The organism is Ruegeria sp. SAZD011, from assembly GCF_059612545.1.
Genome location: NZ_JBXWQU010000014.1, coordinates 167,906 through 185,837 on the forward strand (window position 1 = coordinate 167,906; position 17,932 = coordinate 185,837).

General features: G+C 67.3%; 19 protein-coding genes and 2 riboswitches. Of the genes, 17 read left to right on the forward strand and 2 right to left on the reverse strand.

From position 1 onward, the window contains the following. The first annotated feature begins 71 nt into the window (after positions 1–71). Positions 72–416, forward strand: a complete 345-nt coding sequence (locus AC2FLM_RS03990) for a DUF427 domain-containing protein (RefSeq protein ID WP_234138898.1) — start codon at positions 72–74, stop codon at positions 414–416. A gap of 64 nt (positions 417–480) precedes the next feature. On the opposite strand, the gene AC2FLM_RS03995 is transcribed toward AC2FLM_RS03990, so the two are convergent. Further along, positions 481–1,443: an NAD(P)-dependent oxidoreductase gene (locus tag AC2FLM_RS03995; RefSeq protein WP_234138897.1), complete on the reverse strand. Its 963-nt coding sequence runs from the start codon at positions 1,441–1,443 to the stop codon at positions 481–483. A 219-nt stretch (positions 1,444–1,662) separates the two neighbouring features. Between AC2FLM_RS03995 and AC2FLM_RS04000 the strand changes: the two genes are divergently transcribed. From AC2FLM_RS04000 to cobJ, 8 genes are all read left to right on the forward strand, one after another. Further along, a complete protein-coding gene (locus tag AC2FLM_RS04000) occupies positions 1,663–2,547 on the forward strand; it encodes a LysR substrate-binding domain-containing protein (RefSeq protein ID WP_496855948.1) in 885 nt (294 codons plus the stop codon). Between the two features lie 72 nt (positions 2,548–2,619). Then, a riboswitch (cobalamin riboswitch) is annotated at positions 2,620–2,836 on the forward strand. 91 nt (positions 2,837–2,927) lie between these two features. Further along, positions 2,928–3,302, forward strand: coding sequence for a DUF1636 family protein (locus tag AC2FLM_RS04005; RefSeq protein ID WP_496855950.1), 375 nt, complete (start codon positions 2,928–2,930; stop codon positions 3,300–3,302). Positions 3,303–3,305: 3 nt separating this feature from the next. Further along, the gene (cobW, locus tag AC2FLM_RS04010) at positions 3,306–4,361 is read left to right on the forward strand and encodes a cobalamin biosynthesis protein CobW (protein WP_496855952.1); all 1,056 of its coding nucleotides are present in this window, start codon (positions 3,306–3,308) and stop codon (positions 4,359–4,361) included. Positions 4,362–4,370: 9 nt separating this feature from the next. Then, positions 4,371–7,664 (forward strand): cobaltochelatase subunit CobN, encoded by a 3,294-nt coding sequence (gene cobN, locus AC2FLM_RS04015; protein WP_496855954.1) that lies wholly within the window; start codon positions 4,371–4,373, stop codon positions 7,662–7,664. Continuing rightward, positions 7,661–8,788: a ferredoxin-like domain-containing protein gene (locus AC2FLM_RS04020; protein WP_496855956.1), complete on the forward strand. Its 1,128-nt coding sequence runs from the start codon at positions 7,661–7,663 to the stop codon at positions 8,786–8,788. Before cobN ends, AC2FLM_RS04020 begins: the two co-directional genes overlap by 4 nt. Beyond that, on the forward strand, positions 8,788–9,417 hold the full coding sequence (locus AC2FLM_RS04025) for a precorrin-8X methylmutase (protein ID WP_496855958.1): 630 nt from the start codon (positions 8,788–8,790) through the stop codon (positions 9,415–9,417). The genes AC2FLM_RS04020 and AC2FLM_RS04025 overlap by 1 nt, the downstream gene beginning before the upstream one ends. Continuing rightward, positions 9,414–10,142, forward strand: a complete 729-nt coding sequence (locus AC2FLM_RS04030) for a precorrin-2 C(20)-methyltransferase (protein WP_234166032.1) — start codon at positions 9,414–9,416, stop codon at positions 10,140–10,142. The genes AC2FLM_RS04025 and AC2FLM_RS04030 overlap by 4 nt, the downstream gene beginning before the upstream one ends. Then, complete coding sequence (cobJ, locus tag AC2FLM_RS04035) at positions 10,139–10,891, forward strand: precorrin-3B C(17)-methyltransferase (RefSeq protein WP_496855960.1); 753 nt, start codon at positions 10,139–10,141, stop codon at positions 10,889–10,891. Before AC2FLM_RS04030 ends, cobJ begins: the two co-directional genes overlap by 4 nt. Here the strand turns inward: cobJ and AC2FLM_RS04040 are convergent. Further along, on the reverse strand, positions 10,864–11,616 hold the full coding sequence (locus AC2FLM_RS04040) for a cobalt-precorrin-6A reductase (protein ID WP_496855962.1): 753 nt from the start codon (positions 11,614–11,616) through the stop codon (positions 10,864–10,866). The genes cobJ and AC2FLM_RS04040 overlap by 28 nt on opposite strands. On the opposite strand from AC2FLM_RS04040, the gene cbiE reads away from it, so the two are divergent. The 8 genes from cbiE to AC2FLM_RS04080 all read left to right on the forward strand — a co-directional run bounded on the left by cbiE (position 11,615) and on the right by AC2FLM_RS04080 (position 17,905). Beyond that, positions 11,615–12,814: a precorrin-6y C5,15-methyltransferase (decarboxylating) subunit CbiE gene (gene cbiE / locus AC2FLM_RS04045; protein ID WP_496855964.1), complete on the forward strand. Its 1,200-nt coding sequence runs from the start codon at positions 11,615–11,617 to the stop codon at positions 12,812–12,814. The two genes, AC2FLM_RS04040 and cbiE, sit on opposite strands and share 2 nt — an antisense overlap. Then, entirely contained in the window at positions 12,811–13,179 is a 369-nt protein-coding gene (locus AC2FLM_RS04050; protein ID WP_496855966.1) for a cobalamin biosynthesis protein, read from the forward strand. Before cbiE ends, AC2FLM_RS04050 begins: the two co-directional genes overlap by 4 nt. Next, positions 13,176–13,970 (forward strand): precorrin-4 C(11)-methyltransferase, encoded by a 795-nt coding sequence (gene cobM / locus AC2FLM_RS04055; protein ID WP_496855968.1) that lies wholly within the window; start codon positions 13,176–13,178, stop codon positions 13,968–13,970. Before AC2FLM_RS04050 ends, cobM begins: the two co-directional genes overlap by 4 nt. Continuing rightward, complete coding sequence (locus tag AC2FLM_RS04060; protein WP_496855970.1) at positions 13,957–15,282, forward strand: cobyrinic acid a,c-diamide synthase CobB; 1,326 nt, start codon at positions 13,957–13,959, stop codon at positions 15,280–15,282. The genes cobM and AC2FLM_RS04060 overlap by 14 nt, the downstream gene beginning before the upstream one ends. Next, positions 15,279–16,007, forward strand: a complete 729-nt coding sequence (cobA, locus tag AC2FLM_RS04065) for a uroporphyrinogen-III C-methyltransferase (protein WP_238904475.1) — start codon at positions 15,279–15,281, stop codon at positions 16,005–16,007. Before AC2FLM_RS04060 ends, cobA begins: the two co-directional genes overlap by 4 nt. After that, positions 16,000–16,743, forward strand: a complete 744-nt coding sequence (gene cobF / locus AC2FLM_RS04070; protein ID WP_496855972.1) for a precorrin-6A synthase (deacetylating) — start codon at positions 16,000–16,002, stop codon at positions 16,741–16,743. The genes cobA and cobF overlap by 8 nt, the downstream gene beginning before the upstream one ends. A 43-nt stretch (positions 16,744–16,786) precedes the next feature. After that, positions 16,787–16,997: riboswitch (cobalamin riboswitch) on the forward strand. A 35-nt stretch (positions 16,998–17,032) separates the two neighbouring features. Continuing rightward, a complete protein-coding gene (locus AC2FLM_RS04075) occupies positions 17,033–17,203 on the forward strand; it encodes a CbtB domain-containing protein (protein ID WP_234138881.1) in 171 nt (56 codons plus the stop codon). 3 nt (positions 17,204–17,206) lie between these two features. Further along, the gene (locus tag AC2FLM_RS04080; RefSeq protein WP_234143427.1) at positions 17,207–17,905 is read left to right on the forward strand and encodes a CbtA family protein; all 699 of its coding nucleotides are present in this window, start codon (positions 17,207–17,209) and stop codon (positions 17,903–17,905) included. Positions 17,906–17,932 lie beyond the last annotated feature (27 nt).

Consider the following 17,932-nt stretch of genomic DNA (forward strand, 5'->3'; position numbering starts at 1 on the left):
ACACCGGCGGGGCAACACTCGCCGCCGGACCGAAAAAAACGAGATACGAGATACGGGGAAGGAAACGGAACATGAGCGATCACATCACCATCCGCAAGGCGCCGGGCAAATGGAGCGTCCGGTCGGGCGGCGCCATCCTGGGCGAAAGCAGCAACGCGCTGGAACTGAGCGAGGGCGATCTGCCGCCGGTGATCTATTTCCCGCGCGCCGATATCGCCATGGCGTTTCTCGACCGCAGCGACAAGACCACCCATTGCCCGCACAAGGGCGATGCCAGCTATTACTCGATCGTCAACCGCTCGTCGGTGACCAAGGACGCGGTCTGGAGCTATGAGGACCCGCTGCCCGCGATGGAGCGGATCAAGGGCCATCTGGCCTTTGTGCTGAGCGACAGCGTCAAGGTGGAACAGATCTGAACGAAAAGAAACGCCGTGCAGGACCTTGCTCCTGCACGGCGTCATGCCTTTTGGGGCGTGTCCCTTAACCTGCCGCGCGCACAAGCCCCTGCGGAACCACCTCGTACCCCGGCTCTTCGGGTTCGTCGTCCACCATCTCGGGCGGAAAGCCCGGCGCGGTGATGTCGAGGCCGGTCGCCTCTTCCAGGCGGCGGATGATGTCGTCGGACTGGGCCCGCATGCCATAGCGGGCGATCCCGTCCTCGAAGATGCTGATCATCAGCGGCGAGATTTCCAGCGGCACGCCGGTGCGGTCGGCAATCGACTGGAACAGGCCGATGTCCTTTTTCACCAGGTCCATGGTGAAGTTGATGTCGCGACTGCCGTTCAGGATCACCTGGCTTTCCGTCTCGTGCACGAAGGAGGTGCCCGAGCTGATCTTGATCGCCTCGTAGGTGGTGTTCAGATCCATGCCGGCGGCCTTCATCGTCACCAGCGCCTCGCAGCAGGTCAGCAGGTTTGCAGTGGCCAGATAGTTGGTCATCACCTTCAGGACCGAGGCGCTGCCCAGCGGTCCGGTATGCAGGATGCGACGGCCCATGACGGTCAGAAAGGGCAGGATGCGCTCGAACGTGGCCCGGTCGCAGCCCGCGAAGATCGAGATATTGCCGGTATCGGCCCGGTGACAGCCCCCCGAGACCGGGCAGTCGACCGCGGCCCCGCCGCGCGCGATCACCTGTTCACCCAGCCGTTTGACCTCGGCCTCGTCGGTGGTGGACATTTCCATCCAGATCTTGCCGGGTCCGACCTCGGGCAACATCTCCTCCATCACCGCGGCACTGGCGGCGGGCGAAGGCAGACAGGTGATCACCGCGTCGCAATCGCGCATCATCTGCGCCGGCCCTTCGGCCGCCTTGGCGCCGCGCGAGACGAAACCCGCGACCAGATCGGGGTTGAGATCATGCACCGTCAGGTCGATGCCATTGCGCAGGAGCGAGCCCGAGAGCTTGCCACCCACATTGCCCAGTCCGATAAAGCCTACTTTCATTGCGTCCTCCCTTGCCGGTCCTGCCGGGGTCATGGTTCGCGCGCAGTATGAAAGCTGGATTTAGCCAAGAGAAACGAATAAAAAATCAAAAGATGCCATGAATTTTTTGGTGATGGATGTCGAACCAGCGCAGCCGACAAAATTTCCCCGGAAATTTTGTCCCAGAAAATTTGAATTTTCTGGGCCCCGCCCCGGTCCTCGGTCCGGAGCCACGCTGAGATGGCCCGCCTGCCCAACCCGGTCTGGCTGCGGACGTTCGAGGCCGCCGCGCGCCATCTGAACTTCACCGAGGCCGCGCGCGAATTGGGGCTGACCCAGACCGCCGTATCCCTGCATATCCGTTCGCTCGAGGCGGAACTGGGCGAGCCGCTCTTCACGCGCGCCGCCCGGCGGCTGGGCCTGACCGAGTTGGGACGCAGCTATGCGCTGTCGGTGCGGCAGGCGCTGGCGGATGTGGCGTTGTCGACCTCCAGCCTGTTCGGCCCGGCCCGGCGCGGCATCCTGCGCATCCGTGCGCCGATCTCCTCGGCGACCTACTGGCTGGCCGCCACCCTGCCTGATTTTGCCACCGATCATCCCGGCATCCCGGTCCGGCTTGTCTCGAACATCTGGGATGACGGTCCGGCTGCGGGCGGCGTGGATGTGGATATCCGGCTGGGGCGTGGCGACTGGGCAGGGCTGGTGACCGAGAAGCTCTGCGATGAGACCATCGTGCCGGTGGTCCGGGCCGGGGCGCCGGAGCAGCCCCTCGCGGCGTTACAGGCGCACCAGTTGATCCACATCCTGGGTTACGAGGACAACTGGCCGCGCTGGTTCGCGGCGCAGGGCCTGCCCGCTCCGACCGGCGGCAGCCTTTATTCGGTCGATACCACCGTCGCGGCGCTGCAACTGGTGATGGCGGGCGCCGGGCTGGCCATCGTGCTGACCCGCTTTGCCCAGGGCGCTATCGCCCAGGGTGCCCCGCTGCGGCTGGCGGGACCTCCGATTCCCTTTTCGCAGGCGCATTACCTGGTCCGCCCCGAACGTGCCGCCCCGCCCGGTGCCCCGGCGCAGCTCTACCTCGACTGGCTGCGTGCGCGGCTGGCGGCGGATGCCGCTGGCTGAACGTCAGAGGTCGCTTTTCCCCTGCCCCCTCAGGCGCACCGCCAAGCGCGCTTGACAAGGCCCCTGCCCATGCCGCATGTCCGCCCTGTTGGTGTCCGGGAAACCGGATGAAAAGGGAATGTGCCAGCGGATCGGCCCCAAGGCCGGACGTCAAGCGCAGCCGCCCCCGCGACCGTGACCGGAGAGGGTGCCCAAGCCACTGGCCGATTGGCCGGGAAGGCGGGACGCCCGACAGGGCAAGACCCTGACATCCGCAAGCCGGGAGACCTGCCAGCACCCGAAGACAAGACCGGACGGGGTGTTCCGGTGTCGGGTCCATGTCCGAGAGCGTGGCCCGCGCAAGCCCCGTCCCCCGCACCAAACGAGGGGGGATGAGAGACATGACCGAAGCTGCACCAGTCGAACTGCTGGTCTGCACCACCTGCCGCCGCGGATTGCCGGTCGAAGACGATGCCCAGCGCCCCGGCGCCCTGCTGCACCGCGCGCTGAGCGCGGCCGAGTTGCCCGAAGGGGTCACCGTGAGGCCGGTCGAATGCCTGTCCAATTGCGATCAGGGCTGTTCCATCGTGTTGCGCGGTGGCCCGGCGCGCTGGACCTTTGTCTATGAGAACCTCAACGAGGACGACGACGTGGCCACCATCGTCGAGGGCGTCACCAAATATCACGCAACCGCTGACGGGCTGGTGCCCTGGCGCGAGCGTCCCGTCCATTTCCGCAAGAACTGCGCCGCGCGCATCCCCCCGATCGGAGCCTGAGCCATGAGCACCCTTGAAAAACTCCCCGTTACCGTGATCACCGGCTTTCTCGGCTCGGGCAAGACCACGCTGATCCGCCACCTGATGCAGAACCCGCAGGGCAAGCGGCTGGCCGTGGTGGTCAACGAGTTTGGCGATGTTGGCGTCGATGGCGAGATCCTGAAAAGCTGCGCCATCCCGGAATGCCCGGCGGAAAACATCATGGAACTGGCCAATGGCTGCATCTGCTGCACCGTGGCCGATGATTTCATCCCCACCATCGAGGCGCTGATGGCGCTGGAGCCGCGCCCCGATCACATCCTGATCGAGACCTCGGGCCTGGCGCTGCCGAAACCGCTCTTGAAGGCGTTCGACTGGCCCGATATCCGGTCCAAGATCACGGTGGATGGCGTCATCGCGCTGGCCGATGCCGAGGCGGTGGCGGCGGGCCGCTTCGCACCCAACGTAGCTGCGGTGGACGCCCAGCGGCTGGCAGACGACTCGATCGACCATGAAACGCCCCTGTCCGAGGTGTTCGAGGACCAGATCAGCTGCGCCGACATCATCCTGCTGACCAAGCCCGATCTGGCCGGCCCCGAGGGCGTGGCCCGCGCGCGCGAGGTGATCGCCGCCGAGGCGCCCCGCCCGCTGCCGGTTGTCGAGGTGGCCGAGGGCGCCGTGGATGTTCGAGTGATCCTGGGCCTTGGCGCCGCCGCCGAGGACGACATGGACGCCCGCCCCAGCCATCACGATGGCCATGACGACCACGAGCATGACGATTTCGAAAGCATCGTGGTGGAGCTGCCCGAGCAAACCGACCCGGCAGAGCTGGTCGCGCGGATCGAGCGGCTGGCCAACGAATTGAACATCCTGCGGGTCAAGGGCTATGCCGCCGTTGCAGGCAAGCCCATGCGCCTCTTGGTGCAGGCGGTGGGTGCACGGGTGCGTCACCAGTATGACCGTCCGTGGCAACCCGGAGAGGAGCGCCGCTCGCGCATGGTGGTGATCGCCGAGCATCACGACATCGACCCGGCCGCGATCCGCGCCATCCTGACCAGCATCGAAGAGCCTGCGGAGTAAGCACGCGCCATGCATGTCGTTTTCCGCGAAAGCCACGGGCTGGAAGAGACCGAGACCCCGACCGACCTGGGCCAGAGCCCGGCGGATCTGGTGGTTTTGTCGTTCTCGGACAGCGACCTGGGGGCTTTTGCGGCGGGCTGGCATCGCGGCGGCGGGGCGGTGGGCAGAATGCCCACCCTACGCCTGGCCAACCTGACGGCGCTGAAACATCCCCTATCCGTCGATACTTATGTCGAGAATACCCTGTCAGGGGCCAAGGGCATTCTGATCCGGCTGATCGGCGGGGTGCCCTATTGGGCCTATGGGCTGCAACAGGTGCTGGCGCTGGCGCAGGAAAAGGGGCTGGCGCTGGCGGTTCTGCCGGCGGATGGGCGCGAGGATACGCGGCTTGACGCCTTTTCCACCCTGCCGGTGTCCACCCTGCGGCGGCTGCAACATCTGTGCGATACCGGCGGCGAGGTGGCGGCGCAGGCGGCACTGGCACAGATGGCTCTGGCGACCGGGCTTTATGCCGGGCCGGTGGTCGGGTCAAAGATACTACCCGAATGCGGCTTCTGGTGCCCCGAGCGCGGCGTGATCGCCCCCGAGACCGTGTTCCAGGGCAACGCCCCGCGCATTCTGGTAACCTTTTACCGCGCCTACCTGACTTCGGCCGACACGGCCTCGGTCGCGGCGCTGATCCGGGCCTTTCGCGCGCGCGGATTTCAGGCGATGGGCATGTTCGCGCCCTCGCTGAAGGCGCCCGCAGCTGCCGACTGGATCACCGCGCAGATGCCGGGGCTGGCCCCGGCGGCCATCGTCAATGCCACCTCGTTTTCCGGCAAGGGCGCCAATGGCGCCTCGCCGCTTGATGCCGCCGGTGTACCGGTGTTCCAGGTCGCGCTGGCCACCTCGCGCCGCAAGGCCTGGGCCGAGGCCGAGCGCGGCCTGTCCCCCGCCGATCTGGCCATGCATGTGGTCCTGCCCGAGGTCGACGGGCGCATCGACGCAGGCCTGATCTCGTTCAAGGAGCCGGGCAAACGCGACCCGGAGTTGGAGTATTCCCGTTTCGCGCACCGGCCCGAGCCCGATCGGATCGAGGCGGTGGTGGACCGGGTGTCGGGCTGGCTGCGGCTGGCGGCCAAACCCGCTGCCCAGCGGGTGCTGGCGCTGGTTCTGTCCACCTATCCCGGCAAGGACTGGCAGATGGCCCATGCGGTTGGTCTGGACGCGCTGGCCTCGGCCGAGGCGATCCTGAGCGATTTGCAGGATGAAGGGTACGGTGTCGTATCAGGGCAACCGATTGCGGAAGACCTGCAAACTGTGTCGATTTCGTGGCCAATCACGGAATACCGCAAAGCTTTGGCCAGCATTCCGCCACAATTGCGCCAAAATCTGCAAGACGCCTGGGGTGAACCCGAAAGTGATACGGCATTTTCGCAAGGCAATTTGCAGTTTCGCGCCATCCGGCGTGGCAAGGCGCTGGTGGCGCTGCAACCGGAGCGGGGCGCGCCCGAGGCGCACGATGACGATTATCACGATCTCTCGCGCACCCCGCGCCACGGCTATGTCGCCTTCTATCTCTGGCTGCGGCAGGCGCTGGGGGCCGATGCCCTGATCCATATCGGCGCCCATGGCACGCTGGAATGGCTGCCGGGCAAGGCGGTGGCGCTGTCGGGTGAATGCTGGCCGGAGATTCTGATCGGCGATCTGCCGGTGATCTATCCCTTTATCGTCAACGATCCGGGCGAGGCCGCACAGGCCAAGCGCCGCATCGGCGCGGTGACGCTGGGCCATATCCCCCCAGCCCTGCGCGTCAGCGGCACGCCGGACCGGATGGTGCAACTCGAAGCACTGCTCGACGAGTTTTCCAATGCCGACGGGCTGGACCCCAAACGCCGCGACCGCTTGCAGGGCGATATCCGGGCCGAGGCGCAGGCGCTGGGGCTGGAGGACGATCTGGGCCTTGATCGCGCCACCTCGACCGCCGAGGCGATCACCCGCATCGACCGCTTTGTCTGCGACGTGAAGGAAAGCCAGTATGGCGACGGGCTGCACGTCTATGGGCGTGTACCCGAGGTGACCGGCCCGTTCGATCCCACCCCTTCGGCGCAGGGCGAGGCGCGCGCGCTGCTCGACGCGCTGGCGGGCAAGCGGATCGCGGCGGGGCCTTCCGGGTCGCCCTACCGTGGGCGGACCGATGTGCTGCCGACCGGGCGCAACCTTTATACCACCGATCCCCGGTCGGTCCCCACCCGCGCGGCCTATGCCCAAGGCGTGAAGCTGGCCGAGGAGCTGGTGCGCCGGCATTTGCAGGAAGAAGGCGATTACCCCAAGGGGCTGATCGTCGATCTCTGGGGCTCGGCCACCATGCGCACGGCGGGCGAGGAGTTCGCCATGGCGCTGCATCTGTTGGGGGTCAAACCGGTCTGGGATCCGGGGTCCGAGAGGGTCTCGGGGATCGAAGTATTGCCGATCACCGACCTGGACCGGCCCCGGCTCGACGTAACCTTGCGCGTCTCGGGCCTGTTCCGTGACGTGTTCCCGACCCTTTCGGCACTCTTCGGTCAGGCGGTGCGCGCGCTCAGCGCGCGTGACGAGGCGCCCGATTGGAACCCCTATGCCGGACATGCGCCCGCAGCGCGGGTCTATGGCCCGGCGCCGGGCAGCTATGGGCTGGGCATGGGTCACCTGCCCGAGACCTATACGGACGAGGCCCGCCAACAGGCGGGAGAGGCCTGGCTGGCGGCCAGTTCCTTTGCGCTGGAGGGCGAGAACATCGCCCGCGATGCCGAAGGCATCCGCGACCGCGTCGCCAAGGCCGACGGGTTCGTGCATTTGCAGGATCTGGCCGAGACCGATCTGCTGCTGGCGGCTGACTATGCCACCCATGAGGCAGGCTTTGCCGCCGCCAAGCGCGTGACCGGGGGCAAAGCGCAGCTCTATCATCTGGACAACACCAATCCCGACACCCCGCGCGCCCGCACCCTGCCCGAGGAAATCGCCCGCGTGGTGCGCGCCCGCGCCGCCCATCCCGGCTGGATCGCGGGCATGATGCGGCACGGGTTCCGGGGCGCCGCCGAGATCGCGGCGACGCTCGACCACATGGCCTCGTTCGCGCATCTGGCCGACAGCGTGGCGCCGCATCTCTTTGACCTCTACCACGATGCCACGCTGGGCGACGCGCAGGTCGCGGCCTTCCTGCAAGAGGCCAATCCGCAGGCCTATCAGGCCATGCTGGACCGGTTCCGCGCGCTCTACGAGGCGGGTCTGTGGCAGACCCGGCGCAACTCGATCCGGGCCGATCTGGAGGGGCTGGCATGACCGCACCCATCGTACAGGGCTGGTGCCCCGGCGCGCATCGCCCGATGATGTCGGGCGACGGGCTGGTGGTGCGGGTGCGCCCGCGCCTCGCCCGGCTGAGCGTGGCGCAGGCGCTGGGTCTTTGCGTGCTGGCAGACCGGTTCGGCAATGGCACCATCGACCTGACCAACCGCGCCAACCTGCAACTGCGCGGGGTGGGTGAGGCGGATCATCAGCCGCTCTTGGCGGAACTGGCGGCGCTTGACCTGTTGGACGGTGAACCGGGGATCGAGGTACGGCGCAATATCCTGTTCTCACCGCTTTACACTCATGGCGACTTGACCGAGCGGCTGGGGCGAGAGTTGACGGAGCGATTGGGCGAACTGCCCGCGCTGCCCGCAAAATTCGGCTTTGCCATCGACACCGGGACGGGCCGTCTGCTGAGCGCGGATTCGGCGGATATCCGGCTGGAACGGAGCGCGGACGGCCTGATCCTGCGCGCCGATGGCATGGCCACGGGGCGCGAAGTGACCGAAGGCGAAGCGATTGATCGCCTGATCGAACTGGCGCGCTGGTTTGCTGACCGGTTTACCCCCGACACCCGCCGCATGGCGCGGCTCGTGCGGGCCTTACCCCTGCCCGCGATCTGGCAGGGCACGGAACCGGTGCCAGTTGCTGAACCGCTTGCGCCCGGCGACACCGCGCTTGGCCCTCTTTATGGCGCGGCTTTTGGACAGCTGCCCGCGCAATCGCTGGCTGCTTTGCTGCGCGACAGCGGCGCGGTCGCTTTGCGGGTCACCCCCTGGCGGCTGATCCTGCTAGAAGGTGCGCAGGCCATCCCCGCCCCCGGTTTTGTCACCCGAGCGGGCGATCCGCTGTTGACCACCGACGCCTGCCCCGGTGCGCCCTATTGCCCGCAGGCCCAGGCCGAAACGCGCGATCTGGCCCGCGCCCTGGCCGGGCGCGTGAGTGGCAGCCTGCATGTCTCGGGCTGCGCCAAGGGCTGCGCCCGGATGGGGCCCGCCGATATCACGCTTGTCGGTAATGGCGAGCGATTTGACCTTGTAAAACAGGGCCGCGCGGGGGATGAGCCCTGCCAGCGCGGCCTGACACCCGAAACACTGAAGACAATGGACCTGACCTGATGCCCTATGAATACGAAACCGATGGCGCGGCGATCTACAAACAGTCCTTTGCCACCATCCGGGCCGAGGCCGATCTGGCCCGCTTCGATCCGGACGAGGAACAGGTCGCGGTGCGGATGATCCATGCCGCCGGCATGGTCGGGCTGGAAGAGTTCGTTCATTTCTCACCCGGCTTCGTCACCGCCGCACGCACCGCTCTGGAGGCGGGCGCGCCGATCCTGTGCGATGCGCGCATGGTCAGCGAGGGCGTGACCCGGTTTCGACTGCCGTCCGATAACGACGTGATCTGCACCCTGCATGACGAGCGCGTGCGCCCGCTGGCCGCCGAGATGGGCAATACCCGCTCGGCCGCCGCGCTGGAACTGTGGCGTCCTCACCTGGCGGGCGCCGTGGTAGCGATCGGCAATGCGCCCACCGCCCTCTTTCACCTCTTGAACATGCTCGAGGACCCCGACTGCCCGCGCCCCGCCGCGATCATCGGCTGCCCCGTGGGTTTTGTCGGCGCGGTCGAGTCGAAAGACGCCCTGTGGGAGGCCCAGCCGGTGCCCTGCTGCATCGTCAAGGGCCGCCTGGGCGGCAGCGCCATCACCGTCGCGGCGATCAACGCCATCGCGAGCCGCGCCGAATGAACGCGGGCACCATATACGGTCTGGGCCTTGGCCCCGGCGATCCCGACCTGATGAGCGTCAAGGCCGACCGCCTGCTGCGCGGCGCCCGCCATGTGGCCTATTTCCGCAAGCCCGGTCGCAGCGGCCAGGCCCGCAAGATCGTCAACGGCATGGTCCCCGAGGGCGCGGTCGAGTTTCCGATGGAATACCCGGTCACCACCGAGATCCCGGTGACTGACCCCCGCTATAACCAGCTGCTATCCGAGTTCTACGAGGGTGCCGCCGCCCATCTGCGCGCGCTGGCGGACGCGGGCGAGGATGTGGTTGTCCTGTGTGAGGGCGATCCGTTCTTCTACGGCTCGTTCATGCATCTTTATACCCGCCTGCGCGATCTGGTCCCGGTCGAGGTAATCCCCGCCATCACCGGCATGTCCGGTGCCTGGACCGCCACCGGCACCCCGATCACCTGGGGCGACGATGTGTTGACCGTGCTGCCCGGCACCCTGCCCGAGGATGTGCTGGCCGCCCGCATGGCCGAAACCGACGCGCTGGTGGTGATGAAGCTGGGCCGCAACCTCGACAAGGTGGTGCGCGCGCTCAAGACCTCCGGTCTGTTCGAACGTGCCTGGATCGTCGAATACGCTCAGATGGCCAATCAGCAGGTCTCGCGCCTGTCCGAGAAATGCACCGGCATCACCCCCTATTTCTCGATCATCATCGTGCATGGCCAGGGGCGGCGGCCATGAGCGGCTGGCTGCGGATTGTCGGACTTGGCCCGGGCGCCGAGGCACTGGTGACGCCCGAGGTGACGGCGGTGCTGGCCGAGGCCACCGATGTGGTGGGCTATTTTCCCTACGTCGCGCGGGTGGCTGAACGGCCCGGCCTGACGCTGCATGCCAGCGACAACCGGGTCGAGATCGACCGGTCGCGCCATGCGCTGGAGATGGCCGCCGACGGACACCGGGTGGTCGTGGTCTCGTCGGGCGATCCCGGCGTGTTCGCCATGGCCTCGGCAGTGTTCGAAGCGGTGGACTCTGGGCCGCGCACATGGCGCGATCTGGATATTCAGGTGCTGCCCGGCATCACCGCCATGCTCGCCGCTGCTGCGCGCGCAGGCGCGCCGCTGGGCCATGATTTCTGCTGCATCAACCTCAGCGACAACCTGAAGCCATGGCCGCTTATCGAACGCCGGTTGCGGCTGGCCGCACAGGCGGATTTCGCCATGGCCTTCTATAATCCGCGCTCGAAGTCCCGGCCCGAAGGTTTTGAAAAGACGCTGCAAATCCTGCGCGAAGAATGTGAACCCGAGCGGCTGATCCTGTTCGCCCGCGCGGTCTCGCGCCCTGACGAGGCGCTGCGCGTCGCGCATCTGGCCGAGGCGACGCCCGAGATGGCCGATATGCAGACCGTGGTCTTGGTCGGTTCGTCCCGCACCCGTGTCATCGAAAGAGATAGCGTTCCAATCGTTTACACGCCGAGGTTCACGCCGGAATGACGCAGCCAGCGCAGCACATCGGCGGGGGTGGCAAGCTCGGTCCGGGGTGGCAGAACAGGGCGGTCGATCATCAGCACCGGCAGGCCCAGATCGCGCGCCGCATCCAGCTTGGCCCGCGCGCCCACTCCGCCTGCGTTCTTGCTGACCACAAGCTGCGTTTTATGCTGTTGCATCAGGGCCTTGTCTCCCTCTCTTGTGAAGGGCCCCCGCGATACCACGACCTGCGCCTTGGGCAAGGGCAGCGGACCGCCGGGCGCATCGACGAGACGCAGCAGATAGTCGTGCTGCGGCTGGGCGGCAAAGTCGTCCAGATGCATCCTTCCAACCGCCAGAAACACGCGCTGCGGCGTCCCCGCGAGTGCGGCTACAGCGGCAGGGATATCGCGAACGTGGCGCCAGTTGTCTCCATCGACGGGCTGCCAGGCGGGCCGCGTCAGCGCGGCCAAGGGCGTGTCCGTTTGGGCACAGGCAGCGCAGGCATTGGCACTCATTTGCGCAGCAAAAGGATGCGTTGCATCAACAAGATGCGTGACATTGTTGCTGTAGATAAAATCCGCCAGACCGGTCACCCCGCCAAATCCGCCGACCCGCACCGGGATCGGCTGCTCGCGCGGCGCCTCGACCCGGCCCGCATAGGAATAGGTCGCGCGCAGGCCCGTCTCTGCCACGGCGCGCGTCAAGGCGTTCGCTTCGGTGGTACCGCCCAGGATCAGGAGGTGGGACATGTCTGATGCTCCGTGGCTGAGCGTGATCGGCATGGGCGAGGATGGACTGGATGGCCTGCCGCCCGCAAGCCGTCAAGCCCTGGACGCGGCCGATGTGATCATGGCGCCGCCCCGGCACCTGTCGCTGTTGCCCGAGGGACCGCAAGAGCGCATCGCCTGGCCTGTCCCCTATGCCGACGGGTTGGAGATTCTGACCGGGCTGCGCGGGCGCCGCGTCGCGGTGCTGGCGTCGGGCGATCCGTTCTGGTTCGGCGCAGGCGCGGTCATTGCCCGGCATTTCGATGCAGGCGAGTGGCGCGCGCTGCCGGGAGCGTCGACCTTTTCGCTAGCGGCAGCGCGGCTGGGCTGGCCGCTGGAGAAGACCCTGACTCTTGGCCTCCACGCTGCCCCCCTGACCCGGCTGCGCCCGCATCTGGCAGCCGGCCTGCGCGCGCTGGTTCTGCTGCGCGACGGCGCGGCGGTCACCGAACTGGCGCGCTATCTTGACCGGATCGGCTTTGCCGCCAGTCGCCTGCACGTGATGGAGGCGCTGGGGGGGCCGCGCGAGCGCCTGCAAACCCTGTCGCTGGCCGAGGCGCAGGCCGGTGCTTTCACGCACCCGGTCTGTGTCGGCATCGAGGTGGCGGGAGATGGCGCCGCGATCCCAAAGGCCAGCGGCAGGCCCGATGCCATCTTTGAGACTGACGGACAGATCACCAAGCGCCCGGTGCGGGCGCTGACCCTGTCGGCGCTGGCGCCGCAACGGGGCGAGCACCTGTGGGATATCGGCGGCGGCAGCGGCTCGATCGGGATCGAATGGCTGATGTGCGATCCGACGCTGAGCGCCACCACGGTCGAACCCCGCGCCGACCGCGCCGCGCGCATCCGCGCCAATGCCGACGCATTGGGTCAGGACCATCTGCGCGTGGTCGAAGGCAGCGCCCCCGAAGTGCTGGGCAGTCTCGAGCAGCCCGATGCCGTGTTCATCGGCGGCGGGCTGAGCGCGGCGTTGCTGGAATGGCTCTTTGCGCAACTGCCTGCAGGCACCCGGCTTGTCGCCAATGCGGTGACGCTGGAAAGCGAGGCTTTGCTGGCGCAATGGCAGGCCGACAAGGGCGGCGAGTTGCTGCGGATCGAACTGGCGCAGGCCGCCCCGCTGGGGCCGCGCCGGGGTTGGAAATCGGCCTATCCGGTGGTGCAGTGGAGCGTCACGCTATGATCGTCGCGGGACTGGGCTTTACCACCACGGCAGAGGCGGCCAGCCTGCGCGCGGCCTATGACAAGGCCGCCGCCGGACAGGCGGTGGCCGCGCTCGCCACCGTTGCCGACAAGGCCGGGCACCCGGCGCTGGAGGCGCTGGCTGAGGAACTCGCCCTGCCCCTGTACCTGATCCCGGCCGCTGAACTTGCCGGAGAGCGCACCCTCACCTGCTCGCCGCAAAGCCGCGCAAGCTATGGCACCGGCAGCGTGGCCGAGGCCGCAGCACTGGTCGCCGCTGGACCGGGCGCGCGGCTGATCACCCCCAGACAGATATCGGACGACCGGCGCGCCACCTGCGCCCTCGCCATCGGAGACAAGACATGACCGTTCATTTCATCGGCGCCGGACCGGGCGCCGCCGACCTGCTGACCCTGCGTGGCCGCGATATCATCGCCTCTTGCCCGGTCTGCCTCTATGCCGGGTCGCTGGTGCCCGAGGAGATCCTGAGCCATTGCCCCGAGGGGGCAAGGATCGTCAACACCGCGCCGATGGATCTGGATCAGATCATGGCCGAGATCGAGGCTGCGCATAAGGCGGGTCAGGATGTGGCACGGCTGCATTCGGGCGACCTGTCGGTCTGGTCGGCCATGGGCGAGCAGATCCGGAGGCTGAAACAGATGGGTATCCCGGTCAGCGTGACGCCCGGCGTGCCCTCGTTTGCCGCCGCCGCCGCCGCGCTGGGCACCGAATTGACTCTGCCCGGGCTGGGGCAATCGGTGGTGTTGACCCGCACGCCCGGTCGCGCCTCGTCGATGCCCGAGGGCGAGAGCCTGGAGAATTTCGCCCGCACCGGCGCCACGCTGGCCATTCACCTGTCGATCGGCAATCTGGACAAGGTGATCGCCGATCTGGTGCCGCATTACGGGGCCGATTGCCCGGTGGCGGTGGTCTATCGCGCCAGCTGGCCCGAGGAGCGGATCATCCGCGCCACGCTGGAGACGCTGAAAGAGGCGCTGGACGAAAGCATCTCGCGCACCGCGCTGATCCTTGTCGGGCCGGTGCTGAAGGGCGAAGGGTTTGACGAAAGCTGCCTCTATTCCCGCGAATACGACCGCCGCTATCGGCCGCAATCTGCCGACAGCCCGTGGTCGAGCTGGAGCCATGGTGATGACTAACCCCCGCGGCCTGATGATCTCGGCCCCGGCCTCGGGCACCGGCAAGACCACGGTCATGCTGGGGTTGTTGCGCGCGCTGGCCGAGGATGGGCTGACCGTGCAGCCGTTCAAGAGCGGACCCGATTACATCGACCCGGCCTTTCATCTGGCTGCCGCGGGACGGGCCTCGTTCAACCTCGACAGCTGGGCGATGGGCGAGGGTCTGCTGGGCGCTGTCGCGGCGCAGGCGGCGGGTGCCGATATCGTGGTGGCCGAAGGGTCCATGGGCCTGTTCGACGGCGTCGCCAAGCCGGGCGAAACCGGCCACGGGTCGAGCGCCGAAACCGCCCTGCGCATGGGCTGGCCGGTGGTGCTGGTCCTTGATGTGGGCGGACAGGCGCAATCGGCGGCGGCGACCGCGCTGGGGTTCCGGATGTACAATCCCGACTTGCCCTTTGCCGGAGTGATCCTGAACCGTTGTGCCAGCCCCCGGCACGAGCGGCTGACCCGGCTGGGGATGGAGCGCGCGGGCCTGCCGGTTCTGGGCGTGCTGCCCCGGCGCGGCGACCTGACCCTGCCCGAGCGGCACCTGGGTCTCATTCAGGCGGTGGAACATCCCGACCTGGAGGCTGCCATCGCGGGCTATGCCGCGTTCCTGCGCGAACATGTCGACCTGGAGGCGATCAAGGGGGCAGCGGCCTCCTCAGGCCCCAATGGGCCATCGTCGACGGCGCTGCCGCCGCCCCCGGCCCAGCGCATCGCATTGGCGCGGGACTCCGCGTTCTCGTTCACCTATCCGCATCTGCTGGAAGGCTGGCGCGCGGGCGGCGCCGAGATCCTGCCGTTTTCGCCACTGGCTGACGAGGCCCCCGCACCCGATGCCGATCTGGTCTGGCTGCCCGGCGGCTATCCAGAACTGCATGCGGGCACACTCGCCGCCGCCAACACCTTTCGAGCGGGGCTGAGACGACATGCCGAAACCCGGCCCGTGCATGGCGAATGCGGCGGCTACATGGCACTGGGTGAGGCGCTGATCGACAAGGATGGCACCCGCCACCGGATGGCGGGTCTGTTGGGCCTCGTCACCTCGTATGAAAAGCGCAAGTTCAACCTGGGTTATCGCCGGGCCGAACTGCTGGCGCCCCTGCCCGGCTATGGCACCGGTGCCACCCTGCGCGGGCACGAGTTCCACTATTCCTCGATCCTGGAGCAACCCGACGCGCCGCTGGCCCGTGTGTTCGATGCCGAAGGCGTCGAGGGGCCGCAAACCGGGTCCGTGCGCGGGAATGTCACCGGCACCTTCTTTCACCTGATCGCAGAGGCGGGATCATGAGCGGCTTTGTCTCCTTTGTCGGCTCGGGGCCGGGCGACCCGGACCTGTTGACGCTGAAAGCGGTGGATCGGCTGGGCAAGGCCGATGCGGTGCTGTTCGACGATCTGTCGAGCGGTCCGATCCTGACCCATGCGCGCGCGGATGCCGATCTGGTAGGGGTGGGCAAACGGGCGGGCCGCGCCTCACCCAAACAGGACCATGTGAGCCGCCTGCTGGTGGATTATGCCCAGACCGGCGCGCATGTCGTGCGGCTGAAATCCGGCGATGGCGGTCTCTTTGGCCGGCTGGAGGAGGAACTGGTCGCGCTGCGCGCGGCCGGGATCGGATACGAGATCATCCCCGGCATCCCCTCGGCAGTGGCGGCGGCGGCGGCGGCGGGCATCCCGCTGACCCGACGACTGACCGCGCGGCGGGTGCAATTCGTCACCGGCCATGACGTCAGCGGGCAATTGCCCCCCGACCTGAACCTGCCCGCGCTGGCCGATCCGCAGGCCACCACGGTCGTATTCATGGGCAAGCGCACCTTTCCACTGCTGCTGGATGCGCTTGAGGCGCATGGCCTGCCACGTTCAACGCCTGCGCTGATGGCCGAAAGCGTCTCGACCCCTGAACAGCGCCTGACCCGCGCCACCATGGGTGAACTGGCCGAACGGCTGGCAGCGGAGATCGGCACCGCCCCTGCCCTGATCCTTTATGGTCCGCTGGCGGAGTTCGGCGATGACTGAGCTTCTCCTGATCGGAATCGGCACCGGCAATCCCGACCATATCACCCGCGAAGGCATCGCCGCCATTCGCGCCGCCGATCTGATCCTTATCCCGCGCAAGGGGGCGGGGAAATCCGATCTGGCCGGGCTGCGCGAACGCATCATCACTGACGCCACCGACACGCCGCCGCAGATCGCCTATTTCGACATCCCCGCGCGCCGCGCCGAGGATGGGTATCTGAAGGGTGTCGACGAGTGGCACGATGCCATCGCCCTGCGCTGGCAGGCGGCGATGGAGGACCACCCCGACACGGCACGGGTGGCGCTGCTGATCTGGGGCGACCCGTCGCTCTATGACAGTTCGCTGCGAATCGCGGCGCGGCTCGATCCGCAACCCAGGTTACGGGTGATTCCCGGCATCACCGCGCTGCAGGCGCTGACAGCGGCGCATGGCATTCCGGTCAACGAATTGGGGGCACCGTTCCTGGTCACCACCGGGCGGCGCCTGCGCGACGAAGGCTGGCCGCCCGCGGTGGATACCGCGGCCGTGATGCTGGACGGCGAATGCTCGTTCCAGGCGCTGGATATGTCCGATTACCACATCTGGTGGGGCGCCTATGTGGGCATGGAGGAACAGATTCTGGTGGCGGGACCACTGGCCGAGATGGCGGGCGAAATCGTCGAAACCCGTGCCCGTGCGCGAGCCGATCACGGCTGGATCATGGATATCTATCTTTTGAAAAAGCGCGGAAACTGACCGGAAAGGTCGCAAATGACGATTGCGCCGGATGCGCGTTCGCGGCTAAATGGAGGGGTCTGGTCCTGCCGGAGCAATCCGGATGCTAAGAGGGAATTTGGTGCGACCGCCCGTCGGTTCAGGCCAAAGCCGCCCCCGCGACTGTAAGCGGTGAGCCTCTGTTCAACCAGCCACTCCCGGGTTCGCTCCGGGGGGAAGGCGAACAGAGGCACCGACCCGCGAGCCAGGAGACCTGCCAGACAGGTAATGAAACACCGGCCGTCGGGTGCGGCGGCAAGGAGGAAATGACATGACGACCAAAACACTCAAGGCATCGGCCACCGGTTCCGCGATCCTGCCGGCTCTGTTCGCCGTGATCCTGGGCCTGGGCATCGTGACCCTGGCGGGCCATGTGCAGGCATCCGCGCTGCATGACGCCGCCCACGACGTGCGCCACGCAACCGGCTTTCCCTGCCACTGAACCATGTTCAGTCGCATTCTGACCAGCGCGTTGTTCGCTGGCGCTGCAGCAGGGCTGATTGCCGCCTTGCTGCAGTTTCTGTTCGTGCAGCCCGTGTTGCTGCATGCCGAGTTGTATGAAACCGGCGAACTGGTGCATTTCGGCGCCGAGGCGGTAAGTGCCCAGCCCGACCTGCCCGGCATGTTCGCCGATCCGATGCGCGATGCGCTGACGGTCGTTTTTGCAATGCTCACCTATACCGGCTATGCGGTGGTGATGGTCGCCCTGATGTCGGTGGCCGAGGGGATGGGTCATGCGGTCACCGCGCGCGCCGGTCTGCTCTGGGGTCTGGCCGGGTTCATCACCTTTCACTTCGCCCCGGGACTGAGCCTCGCGCCCGAGGTGCCCGGTGTGTCCTATACCGATATCACCGCCCGCCAGATCTGGTGGACCGCGACCGTGGCCGCAGCGGGTATCGCCATGTGGCTGATCGCCTTTGGCGGCAACCTGATGGCCTATGGCGCCGCCGCGCTGCTGTTGATGGCGCCGCATCTGATCGGCGCGCCCGAGCCTGACAGCTTTGCCGGCCCGGTCCCCACCGAGTTGGGCGCGCTGTTTGCCGCCCGCGCCTTTGGTGTCGGGATGGCGGCCTGGGTGCTGCTGGGTGGCTTCGCCGGATACTTCTGGCAGACCGAGAGCAAGCGCGCCGAAGCGCACGCCTGATCCGTCAACTCATATGCCCCGCCGGAC